The organism is Desulfurococcus amylolyticus Z-533, assembly GCF_000513855.1.
Classification (GTDB): domain Archaea; phylum Thermoproteota; class Thermoprotei_A; order Sulfolobales; family Desulfurococcaceae; genus Desulfurococcus; species Desulfurococcus amylolyticus.
In genome coordinates, this window is the sequence record NZ_KI911318.1 from 800,657 (window position 1) to 818,760 (window position 18,104).

An 18,104-nucleotide genomic window follows, 5' to 3' on the forward strand; every position below is an offset into this window, starting at 1 on the left:
ACTATAATATAATTTATGAGGTGGAGTGAATGCGTAGACTACTTGTTATCCCATTATTAATACTCTCACTACTAATAGTTCCAACTATCCTACAGGTGGCACGGGCTGAACCCCAGCAGCCCCTGAGGACGATCACAGTGGCTGTTGACCTAGCCCATGGCGAGAGTGATAAGTATTTGAATTATATAATGGGGAATCTGACGTTCGTCAACTGGAAGACTATACCTAAAGGAACAACTATAACAAACGATATATTAAATGATGTCGACATACTGCTAATAGGTCAGCCAACAGTCGCGTTTGCCCCGAGTGAATTAGATGCTATATACAACTGGATTAACACCGGTCACAAGGTATTATATATAGCTGGAGATAGCGATTATGGGCCCGGCCCCACTACTATAGATAATGTTAACAAGGTCCTCGAATACATGGGAGCCAAATTAAGGCTCGAACAGGCTTCAGCATACTCCGATCCCTCAATGAACTATACTTATAAGGGGACAACATATCCAACTTGTGCACAGGCATACTATAGAATGCTTGCATTCGTTGAGCCAGATAACATACCCGGCCTCTACACCTGGATGCTGGATCAAAACATTACAAAACCCATATTAATGCATGGACCGGGCGCAGTAATATGGGTTGATGATCAAGGGAACTATCATGATCCCGTTAAAGAGACATTCCCAGGACTTATCAGGATAGCCTGGTTCCATAAAGCCTACATAGGTGATAATAATCCACCAGCACCATACGTATACAATCCTATATTCTATGGCCAGGGGGCAGGGTGGTTCGATTTCATCGGTTATGCAGCTGAGTACTGGAGTGATAAAAACGTTGTTATAACCGTGGCGTCGGAATCTCTCTACGGTGACTACGAACCTGCATGGGCTTCCTTATATTATGGTGTACCATTGGATGGGCCTGGATTCGTTGAAAACTTGTTGAAGTGGTGGATAAAAGTCGTTATACAGCCGAGCTACATGGCTGAGAATGTTCTTGAGGTAAGTGATCCAACTGGTGATGACAAGGGCCAGGGAACCATTCTATATCCTACCAACACTGTGTTTAAACCCGGTGTATTTGACCTAGTTAACTTCAAGGTATTACAGGACGAAGACTTCATATATCTACAGGTAAAGGTCGGGGATCTTGGGGGCAATCCATGGAATGGGCCAAACGGCTTCAGCCTACAACACGTCCAGATCTACATTGGGACAACAAATAAATCACTACCAGTCAATACTTCTACATTTGGCCTACATGTAGATCTCGCGCCAGGCTGGAACTACGCGATAATAGCAGTGCCTGGTTGGGGTAATACACCATATCCGGATGGAGAAATATCAGCCCTATATGGGGCTGATAATAAGCTTATAGTAGATGAATATAACAATACCACATTATTCGATGTCTATGCTTATACTGACATCAATATAATCGAGGTTAAAATAGCAAAGAGCCTCTTAAGTGATGTAGACAACATCGGGAGCTGGATATGGTACGTCTTTCTAACTAGTTACGATGGATACGGTGAATTAAAGATTCGGAGTATACAAGCCGGTGACCCGGGCGAGTGGGCACTGGGAGGCGGTGATGCAACAGCCATACTTGCTGGCGTGCAGCCGAAAGTAGTAGACTTACTAGCTCCAACGGATCAGGATCAATATAATATGTTGAAGAGTTATGATGCGAGCGCTGGAAAGCTTGCTGTGGTTTACGGTATAAAGGGTGGTGTAATATACTATCCTCCTGTAACAGTAACTGTTACCACGACTGTCACTACTACGGTAACTGATACGGTGACATCAACTGTTTCTACAACCATAACAACCACAAAGACCGATACAAGTACGAGTACGCAATACGTATCCGAGACTGTTACCCAGCCAGATATGACTATTACAGGAATAGCTGCAGTGGTAGCTCTAATAGTGGGTCTAGCCATTGGAATGTTATTAAAGAGGAAATAAATGGGATCACTTTTTTTAAATACCTTCATTAAATAGTCTTACTTCCCGGTAAAATACATTCTCGGCGGGGCTTTTTCTAGGCGTCTTGAAAGCCCTGGCCGGCTTATTCCACTTTTTAGAACTGTTCATATAAAAATTTATATTATAATGTAGTGTATATATTCTATTTTAACAGGGGGAGTGTATCCATGACTCATGCTCTCACTAAGCTTCAAGCACTATTTATTTCAGTAGTTATCATAATAGCAGTAATAGGGGTATTCCTTGGTACACGAACTCTGATTCCACCAGCTATAACTACCACAACTACAACAACTACGACCACTACCACAACGACTACGACAAGTAAGCCTTCATATCCTGAGTATCCATGGCTGGATCAATTAAAGCAGATGACCACAGAGAGGAATGTAGAGCTAATAGTGATAACAAGGCATGAACAATCCATCCTAAGTGAGACTACAAAGGAGTTCCTGAATTCTCCAGTAGCGAAGGAGCTGGGTATAGTCAATATACGGTTTTTATCTGTGTCAGCTGAATTATGGTCCAGCTATATTGATAACGCTGCCAAGGCAGGTAGGCCAATAGACATAGCATGGGGTGGCGGTCCTACACTATTTAACACTATGGATTCCCTGGGATATCTCCTACCTATTAACCTAAGTAAGCCTGAGTTTCAGGCAATAAAATATGAGATGGATAAGATACCGAGGATTATAGGTGGGGCCGAGGCATACAAGGTTGACCAGAATGGATTAGTACGATGGATCGGGGCTAGTGTAAGTAGCTTCGGCTTCACAGCGAACCTCATACGCTTAAACCAGTATGGATTACCAATACCACAGAAATGGGAGGATCTAGCGAGCCCTGTTTACGCAAAGTACCTGCCCGATATACCACAGATATCTACAGCTGATCCAACCATGAGTACGAGTAACACTAGGATCTTTGAGATAATTTTACAGGCTAAAGGATGGGATGAGGGATGGAGGATTCTTACACTACTAGCTGCAAATGCCATAATATATTCTGGAAGCAGCGATGCCCGCGACGCAGTGATAAAGGGTGATGTAGCTATAGGTACGACAATAGACTTCTACGGTTACATGGCTCAGCAAGTTAATCCTAATTGCAAGTATATAGCACCTCAGGGAGAAACTATAATTAATAGTGATCCAATAGCAATCCTAAACACCACGAAGCACCTGATCCATGCTGTAGCGTTTGTTGCATGGGTACTTAACGAGTATGGCGGGCAACAGGTCTGGCTCAATACTGATATCAATAGGCTGCCAGTGAATCCATACGTCTTCAATACAACACAGGGTCAAAACAGGCAAGACTTAAAGCAAGCCTTCCAGGATGCATTGAATGCGCAGAGTATATTATTCAACGAGACTCTTTCAACAAACTGGGTATACTCAATTATGTACTACTTCAAGGCTACATTAGTGAATCCACATGCCGATCTACAAGCTACATGGGCAAGAATAGCCCAAGCCTATTTGAATGGTAAAATAAGTAAGGAATGGTTCGACTACTTATCCATGTATATATCAAAACCACTCACATTCACGGATCCTGTAACGGGTAAGCAAACCAATTTCACATTGGATTACGCAGTGTTCATTAATCAGAGACTTCAAAAGGATGCAGCGGTGTACCAGTCGTTAATGAGTCAATGGGAGCAGCTGGCTAGGCAGAGGTATCTTAATGCATTAAACCTGTTAAATGACGCATTAGCTGGAAAACCAATCCCTTCTAGCTGAATAATTTATTTCAGAGCCGTATTTTTAAAACCCCTTCTCCATCATGTATAAAACAAAACATGGCGGGGATCACCATTGAGTAGGCCCAACACACTATTATTACTTACCAGTTTGTTGTTTCTAACGTTATCAGTTATTATTAATAATATTTTAACGGCAGATGCTTCAAAAATGATGAATCAATTATTAATCCTAGCAGGCATAGTAGCTGGGTGTATAATGGTTTTAAAGAATGCCTATAGCTATGAGTATATTAAGTATAGTTTCTCAATGAGTTTCATCGTGATAGCATCCCTCATATACTTATTCATAATATTGTTAATTGACGCTTACGGGTACCCCTTATCAATTGCAGGGTTCCTAGCACCACTTATAGGCGTAGGAGTATCTGGATACATAGTGGATAAGATCCGTGAGTCGAGGAAGAGAACAGCGCTTATTGGTAAGGGAAGAATCACGCTGGCACGTAGAATACGGAATACTATTAACCAGCTTGATGCTACAATGTGGTTCTTCATGGTTTTCGGGCTAGCTTACTTAGTATTATTCATGATTGTACCAATATTCTTCGTGTTATTATATTCTTTTACCCCACCAGCTGGAGGTGAATGGTGGAGCAACTTCTACAACGTGTTAAGGACGCGTAGCTACGTAAACCTTGAGCCAATAGATAAAAGCTGGTGGAAACTAATAGAGATGCCTAGCGGTGAGAAGCTACTGGTTTTGAAGGGTGTCGACTATGGCCCGGTGGTTAATAGCCTGGTTATTGCATCTGTTGTAACGGTTTTTGCCACAATTCTAGGGGTAATAGTAGCATACGTGCTAGCCCGGTACAAGTTCCCAGGGCATATGTTACTCCGTATCCTAGCATTAATACCATTATTTAACACTCCTTTCATCAATGCATATGTGGTTAAATTAATATGGGGACCAGATGGACCTGTTTCAGCCTTGATCAATGCATTGTTCGGGTACAAGTTAATGATCCAGGGATTAGCAGGGGTTATTGCAGCTCAAATAGTGACTTTCTTCCCAATAGTATATCTCAACGCGTATAATAGCTTCATAAACATTGATCCATCAACAGAGGAGCAGGCCGAGAATCTCGGTGCTAAAGGATTCAGGTTATTCAGGACGGTGACCCTGCCTCTCGCTTTGCCAGGTATTGCGGCTGGATCGATATTAGTATTTGTCTTCAGCCTCGAGGACCTAGGGGCACCGATAGTTTTTAATGCTCAGAGTCTCATGAGCTACAAGATATTCATGGGTATACGCTCGGCCACGGGGATTATTGCACCTGAAATAGCTGCGCTCGGCATTATACTACTACTTATAACTCTTGTCTCATTCCTAGCCATTAGAAACTATGTCAGTGTAAGGAGTTATGCGATGATCAGTAGGGGAGGTAGATTAAATCCCAGGATAAGACGCCCTGGAGTATTAGGCTTAATAATAGTGTACCTCGCGATATTTCCTATAGTATTATTCGCCATGCTTCCCCAGGTAGGCGTGGTGCTGATATCGCTTGGAATACTCAAGCCTTATCCAGGCGCCACCGGCATCGAGTTATCCATACCTGATAACATCTTCATATATATTAGCAAAGTATTATCTGATCCCTCCATATATCGTTACCTGGTCAATACCCTGGTATATGCCGGCATCTCAGTGATACTAGCGGTATTCCTGGCTACGGCTGTAGGCTATAGTGTGAGCAGGTTGAAGATAAAGTGGCTTGCAAACATTCTAGATGCATTATCTACTTCTCCTCTAGCGATACCGGGATTAGTGCTGGCTCTTGGCTACTACTATTTCTTCTACATGCTTGCAGAGGCTCTATCCCCGATTATACCAGGGGCTCTAACATACCTAATGCCTGGCAGTCTATCTTTCGCTGTCTGGTTCGTGTTCATCATAGCTTTCAGTGTTAGAAGACTTCCATATGTGGTGAGATCAGTATTCGCGGGTTTCCAGCAGGTTCACGAGAACCTTGAGGAGGCCGCAATGAATCTCGGTGCATCCAGGTTCAAGGTGGTCTTTGGAGTTATACTGCCATTCATAATTGGATATATATTAAGCGGTGCGCTCCTAGGCTTCATATACATGGCTACAGAGGTATCAACAAGTGTAACCTTCGGCGGGATGAACAGTGATCAGGCACCATTAACATACTACATGGCTCAAAACATTGCGGGTGCGGCTGGCCAGGGACCAATGCTTGTAGCTGCCATGGGCACAATACTTATATTCATCCAGTTAATTGTGGTCGTAATAGTAGTATACGTATTTAAACAGAGGTACGCTTTTATAGGAGTATAAGAAGGGGTGGGGGATTTGACACGGGTTAAACTTGAAGGTGTTTCAAAATACTATGGAAACGTGGTAGCAGTTGAAGATGTCAACATTGAAATACAGCACGGTGAATTCTTCGCGATCCTAGGGCCCAGCGGGTGCGGTAAAACCACTACTCTTAGAATAATAGCCGGCTTTGAAACACCTGATAAGGGAAGGGTTTATTTTGACGATGAAGACATCACCTTTGTAAAGCCATATAAAAGAAATACCTCAATGGTCTTCCAAAACTACGCCCTATGGCCCCACATGACGGTGTTCGAGAACGTGGCTTATGGATTAAAGCTTAGGAAGAAGGAGCTTGGATTAACTGATGAAGATATACGGAAGATGGTTAAGGAGGCTCTTGGACTAGTAAAGCTCTCGGGAATGGAGAATAGATACCCACTACAACTCTCGGGTGGGCAGCAACAGAGGGTAGCACTTGCAAGAGCCCTGGTTGTTAAACCCAGGGTACTCCTCTTAGACGAACCCCTGAGTAACCTGGATGCAAAACTCAGGATCGAGATGAGAGAAGAATTAAAGAGGTTACAGAGGAGCTTGAATTTAACCACCATATATGTCACACATGATCAAGTAGAGGCAATGAGCCTTAGTGATAGGATGGCTGTAATGAATAAGGGAAAGGTGATACAAGTCGGCTCGCCGCAGGAGTTGTACTTTAGGCCTCACAGCCTCTTTATAGCTGATTTCCTAGGTAGGAGCAGTATTTATCCAGGCGAGTTAGTGGCACATAGCAAGGACTATGTGGAAGTAAGGCTTGAGGATGCAGACATAGTTGTTCGAGGTGTTTCACCGTTTGAGAAGCTACCGAGCAAGGTATCCGTTGTAATACGTCCAGAAGTGATTCGTTTAGGTAGCAGTGGGTCAAGTGGCGACACCGTGGTTAAGGGCATCGTTGACTTTGCAATGTTCCTCGGTGAGAAGATAGAGGCCAGGATTAAGATAGGGAAGCTGCCCCTGCTGGCATATCTGCCTAATACTGTTGGGGTGAGTGCTGGTAGCGAGATAGAGCTGGTTTTACCGTGGAGAAACATTATTGTTCTTCCATCCGAGTAATATTCCAGCTCATGTCACTCCGCTTAGCCATATATTTTTCGATAACTAAACTACCTCCCTCTAATACATGTAACTCTATATGTAGATCAAAGCCTTCGGTCTCGAGAATAATGTATGATGGTTTAAAGGATCCTCCTCCACCGCCCCATACACCGGTTAAGGAGCCTGGGTTTAGGAGAAGTATGTTTCTCTTTACACCGGTCTTAATGAATGGCGAGTGAGTGTGACCTGAAACCAATATGTCTACACCAAGCTCTATTGAGACCCTGGTTAACCCCATTGTATCACCACGTGGATGAATTCCATCCCCGTGAATTAACCCGGTTTTCCAGGCATCTATATTCACTATACGGTTTCTCGGTAGAGGGAGGTAATCCATGTTACCTCTTACAATAAGTACTCTCCCACTCAGTTTGTTAAGCCAATCTATAACCTCTCTTGAAGTTAAATCACCGGTGAATAACAAGTAGTCGAAGGGGGACCTGTACTCTAATTGTTTTTTAATAGAGGGATGGATTCTTTCGGCTCTATCAGGTATATGTGTATCCCCGGCCAAGAGTATCCTCGTCTCTCCTCACCCCGCTGCCTAATGGCTCTTTTTATTCATCCAGTATGTTTCTCCCTGAAAACATGTTGTTTAAAGTCTTCACAGTAGCAGTGTTTAATGGGAAGGGTATTAACAGGTATAGTAATATCTTCACATCATCACTCAGCATAATGTTGGATAGTGTTTCCATTGGAATGCATGTAGAGCCCAGATATCCCTTGATAAACCCTTGGAGTCTATCCAGGTATGTATTCTGGTTTAAAATACAGTTGGTATAACAGCTTATGGCTAGTGTTGATATTAAGACGATCAAATCCCATATAAAGTGTTCTACATTCCTGGTTTCAATTGCTTGCTCGGCATCAATGATGTATATTTCTCCACCACTATGTATAAAGTTAGATATCTTTGTATCCCCAATAGCCCAGTTGCTACAGTGTAATCGCCCTAGGAGTTCCCCTAGTAGTCTGTATACCTCTAAAGGCATTGTATAGGTTAGCTTTTCGCCCTCTACATAGCCCCTGATTATCCTCTTACCTATATAATCCACTATATATAAACTAGGCTTACTAAAGCCTGGTGTACTAGTTTTCAGAAATGCTACCTCTCTCTCCATACGGCTCCTCGGATTCAGGACAAATGGGTACATTTTTATTGAGAATGAGGATAGGTTAACCATGAACCACTTAATTAATCCAACCTCTCTTCCATATTCTTTGACAACTAATTTTTTCGAGCCAACCATTATAACTGATGTCTGCCTCGAGAGGCTATCCAGTACTTCAAGGATGTTTATATTCAAGACTGCTCACTTTAATAGGTATTCAGGAGGCTCTATTATTTTTTCCCCTGCAACTACCTGATCGATGCTATGTATTACACCGCCCTCTTTCTCTATGATTTTCCTCACATCATCATAGTCTATGTTGATGCCTTCTATTATAACTAATATGTTCTGTGTATCCACATCTACTTCTTTAACGGTAATACTAACCGAGTTAATACCACTTATCTCTATAATAGATTTAGCCAAGTCGATTATTGACACACCTCTAACCGGGTATAATACGTCCAGCACTATTCTCTTCAACACCTTCTTCACCAGGCTTGAACCCTACAACCTAGATAATTAAGTAGCTTACTAGATTTTTAAACATGTGAAAAGCCCAGGGGAGTCCTCCCTGTTCATCCCTGCCCCGATGCGGGGGTGTTGCAGGGATCATTATAAATAAAACGGTTGGGGTGATATAATCATTAAGTTTTCATGGAATTTTTTGTATTTAGTAACAATAATGTTTGTTTTACTTAAATATTTTAATGATGATGACTCGATAAATCCTAGGATCTATTTATTAATTTAGAATTCAAAAATGATCTTGTGGTGCGTAATAAATGGTACTAGCCAAGATACGCGGTAACAACAGTGAAAACGCTGTGATTATTGATGGAAATGTAATAGAGATATCATTGAAGCCTAGGAAGAGAATGATTTCGCTGAGAGTGAACGAGGAGGATTTAGAGATTATTGATAAATTCGTCGCAAGACAGGGCTCAATATCCAGGACACTGTTATTGACACGGGTCATGGAGGCTCTTGCAGAGGGGGTGAGGAGGAGTAATGGGGAAATAACCTCTATAACATTGTCGTTTAAGACTAAGTCCAAGGAGACTATCTCGATACAGCTTAATTTAAATTAAGCCGTTTGTTAAGCATTGCCCACACTCTGGGTTAATCAGGGTACCTTGCCCGCTCTTATTAGCTCCACTATGAATTTCACTATGTCTGCTGGGAGACTTATTTGGTGGGCCAGCTGCTCTACTATAATGTTTTCCCCATATTTTCGTAGAGCTTCCTGTACTGCCTGGACGGGCTCTATATAATATACCCTTCTCCCTTCTTTAACCTTCGCAATTATACCTATCTTGTTCAACCTGGAGAGATATCTAGACTCGATTGTCCTAGCTCTCCCAGTATACTTGGAGACGTCTTCAGCTGTCACTTTCTTTAATGTTATTACGGCTTCAAGTGTTTTCAGTAATGGGGGTGTTAGTAGTATTCCGCGTTTAATTAGGAAACGTATATCGTATATACTGTCATATCCGATATTACTCATAAAATCACCGTGTTCACTAAATAATTCGTATTAAAAACTTATAAATTTTTACATAATGAAAGCCTAACCTTCAGGATGTGGAGGAGATCGTGTGAAAAAGTATACTGTGTCTAAGATACCATTAAGTACCAAGCAAACAAGTTAACCGAGTTAATAAGCATGGGCGATCACTTGTTAAGCTAACTGGTTAAACCTAGTTATAGAGTATTATGGTTAAGGCAGCTTAAGGGGAGCCATAGGATTTTAAGGGAGGAATAGTTAAATGTTATAAATAATGACCGGTGGATATCATATGAGCTTACCTAGAGGACGCTACTTCGAGGCTATACTTTCAAGCGTTATAGAGCATGCCAAGATAGTCAATAAGGGTATGTCAAAACTAGTAGAACTGGTCTCTAATATACCTAGTGGAGTCAGCGCGGTCTCAACGCTATATAATGAATTAAATAGTATTGAGGAAAAAGGCGATGAGTTAAAGAAAGAAATGATCAAGGAGTTAAAGGTGGCATACCTGCATCCGGAGGACAGGGAAAATATTCTGAGATTCGTTTTATCCCTTGACGAAGCCCTCGGTTTCGCGAAAGCTGCTGGTAAGAGAATACTCCTTGTGCTAGAGTCAGGTGTACCAATACAAGAGGGGATCCAGGTGTTAATGAAGGAGATTGCGGATAAGAGCCTTGAGGCATCATTCAAGATCCTGGAGCTATTTGAGGCGATCAATAAGGATCCTAGGAAGGCGCTTGAAATAACCCATGAGATAGAATTCCTGGAGAAGAAAATAGATGAGCTAAGACTTGAAGCAGTGGGAAAGATATACCTGTATTGCAGCAAGGAGGTTAAACCAGAGTGTGTAGTAATCCCGCCTATAATAGAGGACCTGGAAGGAATAAGCGATGTATTCGAGAACATAGCTGACATCTACCGATTGTTCACTATATCGAGATAGATATGGTTTACCACAAACAGGATAGGTGATTTTTTGATAGCCTGCATAGTTCCTGCAGCAGGGCTAAGTACTAGGTTTTCATGGAATAAACTACTCTATTTATTCGATGAGGAACCCGTTATTATACGTACAGTTAAGAACATATCCAGCTCCAGGTATGTATCCAGGATCATAATTGTAACAGGCTATGAGTCAGACAAGGTGTCTGAGACTGTTAAGGAATACATAGGCGACTCAGAGAAAAGAATCAGGATAATATATAACCCGGAGTATACAAGAGGGATGAGTTCGAGTATTAAGAAGGGTGTAGAGTCTTTACAGGGCGAGCTTCACTTGTTTAAGGGGATAATGGTGAACCCAGGTGATGTAGCCTGGGTTCACCCAGGCATATACGACTATGTGTCTATGAGGTTCCTGGAGTCAGGTAAGAAAATAGCCGTAGCTTCATACAGGGGTAGAAGGGGTCACCCGATAGTTTTCTCAAGTGATTTATTCATTGATTTAACTGGTATAAGTGAGGAATCAAGGGGTCTTAAAGCCGTGGTGGAGAAGTATATTAGTGAAACATTGGTTGTTGAAACAGGCTATCCAGGCGTCCTGCTAGATCTAGATACCGTGCTTGATTTAAACAGGGTCAAGGAATATTCATGGAGATAGGGGTTTATCAATGTATAGAAGCAGAGATATAGCCGTACAGTTATCAGAAAGGATCAAAGAGCTCTCAAAAAAGATACTCGCAGAAACAGGGAGGGATGAATTAAATATAATGAATTTCTGCGGAACACATGAATGGACTATAACGCATTACGGCTTAAGATCCCTAATGCCCCCATCAGTAAACCTGGTAGCTGGGCCGGGCTGCCCAGTGTGCATCACCCCGGGATATTACATTGATATATTAATCGATGCGAGTTTTGAAAGAAACACCGTTGTCCTCACGTATGGGGATGCATTCAAGCTACCTGGCTCCAGGAATAAGTATCCAAGAAGCCTTTTCCACGCTAAGGCCAATGGGGGAAACGTGAAGGTAGTATATAGTTTTCAGGATGCTGTTAAAGAAGCTGTGAGGGAGCCGAGTAAAAGACATGTGTTCCTAGCTGTTGGATTTGAGACTACGATGCCTGCTACAGCCATCCCGCTTGTAAGCGGGAAGATGCCTAGAAACCTATATATTCTATCAGCATATAGGCTTACACCACCAATAATGAGATTCCTCCTTGAGAAACACCCTGAGATAAGGCTTGATGGAATAATAGCTCCCGGCCATGTCTCAGCAGTGATCGGGGCCAACTCGTGGAGATTTGTTGCTGAAGAGTATGGTATACCAATAGTTGTCTCGGGCTTTGAACCACTCGATGTGGTTTTATCCATTTATATGATATTGAAGAGTATTGAGGAAGGTAGACCTGGGTTAATGAATGAGTACACCAGGGTTGTCAACCCGGATGGAAACACATACGCATTAAAAGCTATTAGTGAAGCATATACTGTGAAAGACAGTTATTGGCGGGGCATAGGATCAGTTCCATTAAGTGGCGCAGTGCATAGCCCTAGGTATAGCAACCATGATTACCTAGAGTCAATGGGGTTTAAGGAGACAATAACCGATGATAAGCATCCTGGTTGCATATGTGATAAGGTGGTTCTAGGACTCGCTAAGCCAACACAATGCCCCCTCTTCATGAAGACTTGTACCCCGAACAACCCGTATGGACCATGCATGGTTAGCTCCGAGGGTACTTGTAGAATATGGGCTGAAAACATGCCTGTGCTACATGGAGCGGTGTTGTAGTAATGATAAGTAAAATAGTAATCCTGGATGGATACACTGACGAGCCAGCAGGCCTTGGAGTACCTCCATACATAAACACTTATCCGAGGCTCGTTGCGGGTGCAGTATGGAATAGGGTGAAGGATGCTGATATAAAATACTGGACGATAGATGATGCAAGAAGGAACTTTGGTTTATTTATAAAACAGGCAAGGGAAAACCAGCTCCTAGTCGTCATAGGAGGAGCTGAAGTACCTGGTAAATACCTTGGAGGCAAGCCACTAAGTATACAGGAGCTTGAAACAATACTGCTCTTAACTAAGGATGTAAACAGGATCCTCATAGGTCCAGCGGCCAGTCATGGATTCGGGAGTGGGGGAGGAAATATAGCTGTAGAAACAGGGAGGCTGAGGAATTTATTCACGGAAATAGTGAGAGGCGATCCAGAGATATATATTGACGAGTTAATGCAATACGGCTTCGAGAAGGCCCGTCCATGGCTGCTCAGAGAGAACTATGAATTAGCGGATAAAGCGTTTAGGCTGGGGGCTAAAATAGTCCTCCAACATCCTAACTACGGTAGAAATCTCGTTGTTGAGATAGAGACGTATAGGGGCTGCAGCAGGTGGATAACAGGAGGTTGCTCATTCTGTATTGAACCCAGACATGGAAGACCGTTAATGAGGAGCTTGAAGGGTATTATTGAGGAGGTGGAAGCATTATATAGGCTAGGAGTTAGACACATCAGGCTGGGAAAGCAGCCTGATATATTGGCATACATGGCTAGGGACATCGGTAAACAGGTGTTTCCACGTCCGGATCCCGAGGTTATTGAAAGACTTTTCCAAGGAATAAGAAACGTTGCACCTGGATTGATCACATTACATATAGATAATGTAAACCCAGGTACAATAGTGCATTACCCTGAGGAATCAATTAGAATACTTAAGACAATAGTGAAATATCATACACCCGGAGACGTTGCGGCTCTGGGAATAGAGAGCTTCGATGAAAAAGTGGTTAATATAAATAACTTGAAAGTGTACCCTGATGAAGCATTGGAGGCTATACGCTTAATAAATAGGGTTGGAAGGGAAAGAGGATGGAACGGCATGCCCCATCTACTGCCTGGAATAAACCTCATTTATGGTTTGCCAGGTGAATCAAGGAATACCTACCACATGAATCTAGAGTATTTAACCAAGATAATTAGAGAAGGGTTGATGGTAAGAAGGCTGAACATACGTAGAGTAGCTGTTCTAGAGAACACGCCTTTATGGTTGAGGAGAGATGAGGTTGAATACTTGCTTAAGAAGTACAGGGATCTCTATAGGTTCCACCGGGTAAGAGTAATGCAGTTATTTGATAAGATAATGTTAAAGAGGATACTTCCCCCTGGTACAATACTCTATTATCTCATAGCTGAGAAAAAATCATCAAGCCATACAATAGCCAGGTTCCCAGGTAGTTACCCTATCGCGGTCAAGGTTAAGGGGGAGATACCTTTATGGAGTATCCTAGCTGTAAGGGTGAAGGGATACTCAGCTAAAAGCGTGTCTGGTGAACCTATATCTCTTAGAAACCTCTGAGCACTAGAGGTATTTACCGTTTTTCTCAATGATTTTTACCTCTACCTCCCCGTCTTTCTCATCTAGTATTATCTCGGGAGCACCATAGATGAGGTTGTGCTTCATAGCGAGGGGGTCTTGGTATGCACCTGTGTCTAGTATTGCGATATAATAATTCTCACCCTTTATTGGCAGGTGTAATGGGACTCCTCCAAGCTTGAGTCTTCTACCAGGGATCAACATGAGTCTTAGATCCATTTTAGTAAACCAGTCGGATGCCTCGAGGGGTGTCTTTACATGGCTTATATACTCGTTGATCTCCCCCATGCTGTCACAGGTTAGATCCCCTAGTACCGCTAATACATCGGGTTTCTCGTTTAGTCTCTGCGCTGGCACAGCCTGGAAGTACTGGTTTACCAGGACTGAATCGGGAATATCGGCGAATATCGAGAAGTTCAGAATGTATCTTTTAGAAGGCGAGGTGACCAGCTTGTATAGGAGGGGATCGTTTATCACGGATTCTATCTGGGACGGCTTGTTTCTAACCAGCTCATATATTTTAGCTAGTAACTCATCCCTTACCTTAGATACTACATCCTCAGCCAGCTCTCTCTCCTCTAACGTATATTGATGCACTTGCTTACTCTTGTGAATATACTTCTTGTATTCGTTCACCAGTTTCTTCAGGTCATCTATAGATCTCACATTACTTAGGAAATCCTCCACCTGGGCACTTCTTAAGGATTGTGCCTGCTCTGTTGAATAAGGGCGGATGTCGACAACTTTCGCAACAAGTATTCTATGAGCTGATACAATGTATCTTCCCCCCTCATATACCAGGGTTGGGTGTTTTTCAAGCCTGCTGAAGACCTTAAGGATGTGGTTGAAGTATTCTATTAAACCATAATCCGGCGACTCAATTGTTCCATCCCTAGTATCTAGGTATGGGTAGGCTAGCCCACCACCTAGGTCTACTATTTCTATACTGGGGAATCCATGTGACTGTAGCTGTGTGAATATATTGTAAACCTCATTAATGAATGCCTCCATATCACTCCATTTATAGATTTGTGATCCTGGGTGTATGTGGAGGAGGCGACCCCTCTCCTCTATCCACTTGTATTCCTCTCTGAGTTTCATGAGAGTGTTTACTGTTAGCCCAAACTTGCCTTCTAGCCCAGCTGAATGAGCCCACTTACCTCCAGGCCTGAAGAGAGGCTTTATCCTGAGCCCTATTTCGAACTCGGGGTACTTTGATAGGATGTCCAGGTCGTGCTCACTTTCCACGTCGATTATTACTCTCCAGCCATTCTCCTTGAACCTTACTAAGATCTTTATAACACTGTCTGAAACTACTCCATCATATATGAGTATCCTGCTGCCTTTCTCCAAGTACTTTGAGAGTAATTCCAGCTCTCCAAGGGAGCCGGTGTTGAATCCCCATTTATATTTTTCACCATACCTCCATATAGCATCTATAACTACTTCTATAGGGTTGACCTTCATAGGGAAAACTGGTTGAAGACTGCCTTTAAAACCATGGACTTTAGCCAGCTCTGTGAATGCCTCGTATACTGTCCTAATTGCCCTTTCTATTAATGGAAGTACCCTTATATATGCTACATCGAAACCATGTTTTTCCAGTAGGTTTTTTACTCTTATTTTCTGCTCTCCAAGACTTATTACTAGATATCCCTCTTCATCCACAGTTATAATGCTTCCCCTGATGCTATGGTTCAGTCCCCATAGTTCTTTCGCTACGTTGATATCCCATTCTTCCCTATTCATCTCTTTTTCATACACCTAGAGGCTTACTATGTCTTCAATTAATACTAAGGATTTTTAAGCTTAAACTATTCAATTTCTTCAATTGGCACATGTGATTGAGATAGTATCTCATCTACTCTTTCTCTTTCATTTTTCGCATTCATGAGCTCCGTGAGAATCCTTTCCCCAAGTATTTCTATTAAACCCTTCAACTTATTCTTGTCTTCATCGCTTAAATCACTTGAATCAATGCTGGACTCCAGGATTTTTAATTCCTCGAGCAACCTGAGGTACCTATATAATAACATGTCCTCGAGTTCTTTAGCTCTTAAATCAATGTATATACTTTTATCTATCCTATCCATTGAAATCCCGAGAAGACTATCCACTATAAAAGGGTTTTAAATTAAGCTCTACAGTAATACCTGGACCTATATTCAATGTATAACTAGTAATTGAGGAGCGGTCCCCCGGTCCGTGAATCAATCATCAATCATTTAGGAGGGCTCCGGTCATTCCATGGTAATGATATGTGTGAAAAAGGTAATTAATCTTAATGAGTAAGGATACCCTTGTGATAGTCATGGGTGGCAGGAAAATAGGTATTTATTTACCAGGGGACCTCGAAGAATTGGTCATTGAATACCTGAAGAGACGTGGTGGTAGAAGCATTAGCTCACTGGTTCAGGAAGCCCTTAGGACCTATTTAATGAGCGAGGAGATACCTGGGTGCAACCTAGTCGGCTATATAATGGTTCTATATAAACATGGTATGGGAGACATTGATAGAGAGCTCACTGAAATCCAGCACGAGTACATTGGCTCGGTACTCTTTGAGAACCACATTCACATCGATGAGGAGAGATGTTTAATGACTATCGCTTTTAGGGGTAGATACAGTGATTTTGAGTCGCTGATGAAAAAGGTTAGGAGTCTACGTGGTGTGATCCTGGTTAAACACCTATGTGTATGCGTTGACTAGCTTTACAAATGAATACCTCACTCTTTTAGAGCTGGGAGGAGGTTAGTGCTCGGAAAAACTTTTTTTCACCAGGTACTCGCGTATCTTTGAGATCGTTACGGGATGCAATATATGCTCCATTTTACATGCGTCCTCCTCTGCGATCTCCCTGGGTACTCCAAGGCTTTCGAGGAATAACCCCAATAGCTTATGTCTCTCATGTATCTCCCTAGCTACCTTAAGGCCTTTTTCCGTTAACTCTATTTTACCGCCTTTCTCATATATTATGTAGCCTTCATTGGCAAGTTTTCTCAGGAATTCAACGACACTACTTGGTTTGACACAAAGTCTCCTAGCTATCTCCCTGACCTTTGGCCTTCCATTCATAGATAACACATATATTACTTCCAGGTATTCTTCTGAGCGCTCACCGATCATGGTTTTAATCCTCAGGAATTAATCCTCCTTAGTTTATTCCCGGCTTTAACCAGGATCTTCGCGTTTTCCTCTGGTGGCAGGTATCCGGGGATCACCTCAACCGGCTTCGCACCGTATTTCTCGTAATCGCTTAATTTAGTGATCGCCACGAATGGCACATACTGCACCCCGTAAGAGTCTGCCTCAATAGGGTGTTCTAACGCCTCTATTGTCTCGACAACTATATTCTGGTTAACTATGCCGGCTTGATTGAAGAAGTCTACAACTAGTGGGCAGTACGGGCATTCTGGCGTCACGAATATCTTTACATGGAGAGGAGCATCGATACTCTCTATTTCTTCTATAACGCTCTTGGATAGCTTAACGCCGTTAGATATATAGTCGTGTATGAATATGAATGGCGCGAACTCCTGTCCGCTTGGTAGGCCATAGTAGCGTATATTCCTCTTAGGGGTATCATAAATGAATGCCGGAATATATCTTGGCCTCAACCCCGAAAAATTCTCAGGGTTTAATATCGTGAATCTGATCTTCCCCCCGCTAATCCTCATGATTTCCTCTGCAAGTACTTTTGCCTCATCGCATGTGGGACAATCTCCATGGTGATGATGATGTTCTTCCTCGTCTTCATGGTGTTCATGCCCTCCACCACTGCTTGAAACCACTAATATATCATTTAGTTCTCTGGGAAAAGCCTGGAATATCTTCCTTAACTCTGACTCTGTATCTGGATCGAATAAGCCTCCCATCGTAATCACCTGTTAGGCCCATCTAACATTTATTTTATTTAACACCTTTTAAAATATATGGATTAACTTAATAAGGATCTC

General features: G+C 42.4%; 18 protein-coding genes. 10 read left to right on the forward strand and 8 right to left on the reverse strand.

The window, feature by feature from the left end; all coding sequences use genetic code 11:
* Positions 1 to 29: 29 nt before the first annotated feature.
* From SPHMEL_RS04170 to SPHMEL_RS04185, 4 genes are all read left to right on the forward strand, one after another.
* Entirely contained in the window at positions 30 to 1,982 is a 1,953-nt protein-coding gene (locus SPHMEL_RS04170; protein ID WP_042667473.1) for a glucodextranase DOMON-like domain-containing protein, read from the forward strand.
* Between the two features lie 188 nt (positions 1,983 to 2,170).
* Positions 2,171 to 3,751, forward strand: a complete 1,581-nt coding sequence (locus SPHMEL_RS04175; RefSeq protein ID WP_042667474.1) for an ABC transporter substrate-binding protein — start codon at positions 2,171 to 2,173, stop codon at positions 3,749 to 3,751.
* Between the two features lie 75 nt (positions 3,752 to 3,826).
* The gene (locus SPHMEL_RS04180) at positions 3,827 to 6,070 is read left to right on the forward strand and encodes an ABC transporter permease (RefSeq protein WP_051401004.1); all 2,244 of its coding nucleotides are present in this window, start codon (positions 3,827 to 3,829) and stop codon (positions 6,068 to 6,070) included.
* Between the two features lie 15 nt (positions 6,071 to 6,085).
* Positions 6,086 to 7,162 carry an ABC transporter ATP-binding protein gene (locus SPHMEL_RS04185; RefSeq protein ID WP_042667475.1) on the forward strand — a complete coding sequence of 359 codons (1,077 nt, stop codon included), beginning with the start codon at positions 6,086 to 6,088 and terminating at the stop codon, positions 7,160 to 7,162.
* Here SPHMEL_RS04185 and SPHMEL_RS04190 read toward each other — a convergent pair.
* The 3 genes from SPHMEL_RS04190 to SPHMEL_RS04200 are packed head-to-tail and all read right to left on the reverse strand — an operon-like array spanning position 7,140 to position 8,811.
* Complete coding sequence (locus tag SPHMEL_RS04190; protein ID WP_042667476.1) at positions 7,140 to 7,718, reverse strand: YfcE family phosphodiesterase; 579 nt, start codon at positions 7,716 to 7,718, stop codon at positions 7,140 to 7,142. The genes SPHMEL_RS04185 and SPHMEL_RS04190 overlap by 23 nt on opposite strands.
* 43 nt (positions 7,719 to 7,761) lie before the next feature.
* A complete protein-coding gene (locus SPHMEL_RS04195) occupies positions 7,762 to 8,511 on the reverse strand; it encodes a BUD32 family EKC/KEOPS complex subunit (protein ID WP_042667477.1) in 750 nt (249 codons plus the stop codon).
* Positions 8,512 to 8,517: 6 nt separating this feature from the next.
* A complete protein-coding gene (locus tag SPHMEL_RS04200) occupies positions 8,518 to 8,811 on the reverse strand; it encodes a DUF211 domain-containing protein (RefSeq protein WP_012608311.1) in 294 nt (97 codons plus the stop codon).
* A 290-nt stretch (positions 8,812 to 9,101) separates the two neighbouring features.
* Here SPHMEL_RS04200 and SPHMEL_RS04205 point away from each other — a divergent pair, with 290 nt between their 5' ends.
* Positions 9,102 to 9,407, forward strand: a complete 306-nt coding sequence (locus tag SPHMEL_RS04205; protein ID WP_042667478.1) for a hypothetical protein — start codon at positions 9,102 to 9,104, stop codon at positions 9,405 to 9,407.
* Positions 9,408 to 9,442: 35 nt separating this feature from the next.
* Here the strand turns inward: SPHMEL_RS04205 and SPHMEL_RS04210 are convergent, their stop codons facing one another.
* Positions 9,443 to 9,823, reverse strand: a complete 381-nt coding sequence (locus tag SPHMEL_RS04210; RefSeq protein ID WP_012608313.1) for a TrmB family transcriptional regulator — start codon at positions 9,821 to 9,823, stop codon at positions 9,443 to 9,445.
* Positions 9,824 to 10,115: 292 nt separating this feature from the next.
* Here SPHMEL_RS04210 and SPHMEL_RS04215 point away from each other — a divergent pair, with 292 nt between their 5' ends.
* The 4 genes from SPHMEL_RS04215 to SPHMEL_RS04230 are packed head-to-tail and all read left to right on the forward strand — an operon-like array spanning position 10,116 to position 14,129.
* A complete protein-coding gene (locus SPHMEL_RS04215) occupies positions 10,116 to 10,769 on the forward strand; it encodes a DUF47 domain-containing protein (RefSeq protein WP_042667479.1) in 654 nt (217 codons plus the stop codon).
* A 33-nt stretch (positions 10,770 to 10,802) separates the two neighbouring features.
* Positions 10,803 to 11,426, forward strand: a complete 624-nt coding sequence (locus SPHMEL_RS04220; protein ID WP_042667480.1) for a nucleotidyltransferase family protein — start codon at positions 10,803 to 10,805, stop codon at positions 11,424 to 11,426.
* Between the two features lie 10 nt (positions 11,427 to 11,436).
* A complete protein-coding gene (gene hypD, locus SPHMEL_RS04225) occupies positions 11,437 to 12,561 on the forward strand; it encodes a hydrogenase formation protein HypD (RefSeq protein WP_042667481.1) in 1,125 nt (374 codons plus the stop codon).
* Between the two features lie 2 nt (positions 12,562 to 12,563).
* Complete coding sequence (locus SPHMEL_RS04230; protein ID WP_042667482.1) at positions 12,564 to 14,129, forward strand: radical SAM protein; 1,566 nt, start codon at positions 12,564 to 12,566, stop codon at positions 14,127 to 14,129.
* 3 nt (positions 14,130 to 14,132) lie between these two features.
* Here the strand turns inward: SPHMEL_RS04230 and SPHMEL_RS04235 are convergent, their stop codons facing one another.
* A complete protein-coding gene (locus SPHMEL_RS04235; protein WP_042667483.1) occupies positions 14,133 to 15,896 on the reverse strand; it encodes a type III PLP-dependent enzyme domain-containing protein in 1,764 nt (587 codons plus the stop codon).
* A gap of 65 nt (positions 15,897 to 15,961) precedes the next feature.
* Complete coding sequence (locus tag SPHMEL_RS04240; protein WP_042667484.1) at positions 15,962 to 16,240, reverse strand: hypothetical protein; 279 nt, start codon at positions 16,238 to 16,240, stop codon at positions 15,962 to 15,964.
* Between the two features lie 191 nt (positions 16,241 to 16,431).
* Between SPHMEL_RS04240 and SPHMEL_RS04245 the strand changes: the two genes are divergently transcribed.
* Positions 16,432 to 16,857, forward strand: a complete 426-nt coding sequence (locus SPHMEL_RS04245) for a CopG family ribbon-helix-helix protein (RefSeq protein WP_042667485.1) — start codon at positions 16,432 to 16,434, stop codon at positions 16,855 to 16,857.
* A gap of 42 nt (positions 16,858 to 16,899) precedes the next feature.
* Here the strand turns inward: SPHMEL_RS04245 and SPHMEL_RS04250 are convergent, their stop codons facing one another.
* Both SPHMEL_RS04250 and SPHMEL_RS04255 read right to left on the reverse strand, forming a co-directional pair.
* On the reverse strand, positions 16,900 to 17,274 hold the full coding sequence (locus tag SPHMEL_RS04250; RefSeq protein ID WP_042667486.1) for a metal-dependent transcriptional regulator: 375 nt from the start codon (positions 17,272 to 17,274) through the stop codon (positions 16,900 to 16,902).
* A gap of 11 nt (positions 17,275 to 17,285) precedes the next feature.
* Positions 17,286 to 18,023 (reverse strand): thioredoxin family protein, encoded by a 738-nt coding sequence (locus SPHMEL_RS04255; RefSeq protein ID WP_042667487.1) that lies wholly within the window; start codon positions 18,021 to 18,023, stop codon positions 17,286 to 17,288.
* Between the last annotated feature and the right edge of the window lie 81 nt (positions 18,024 to 18,104).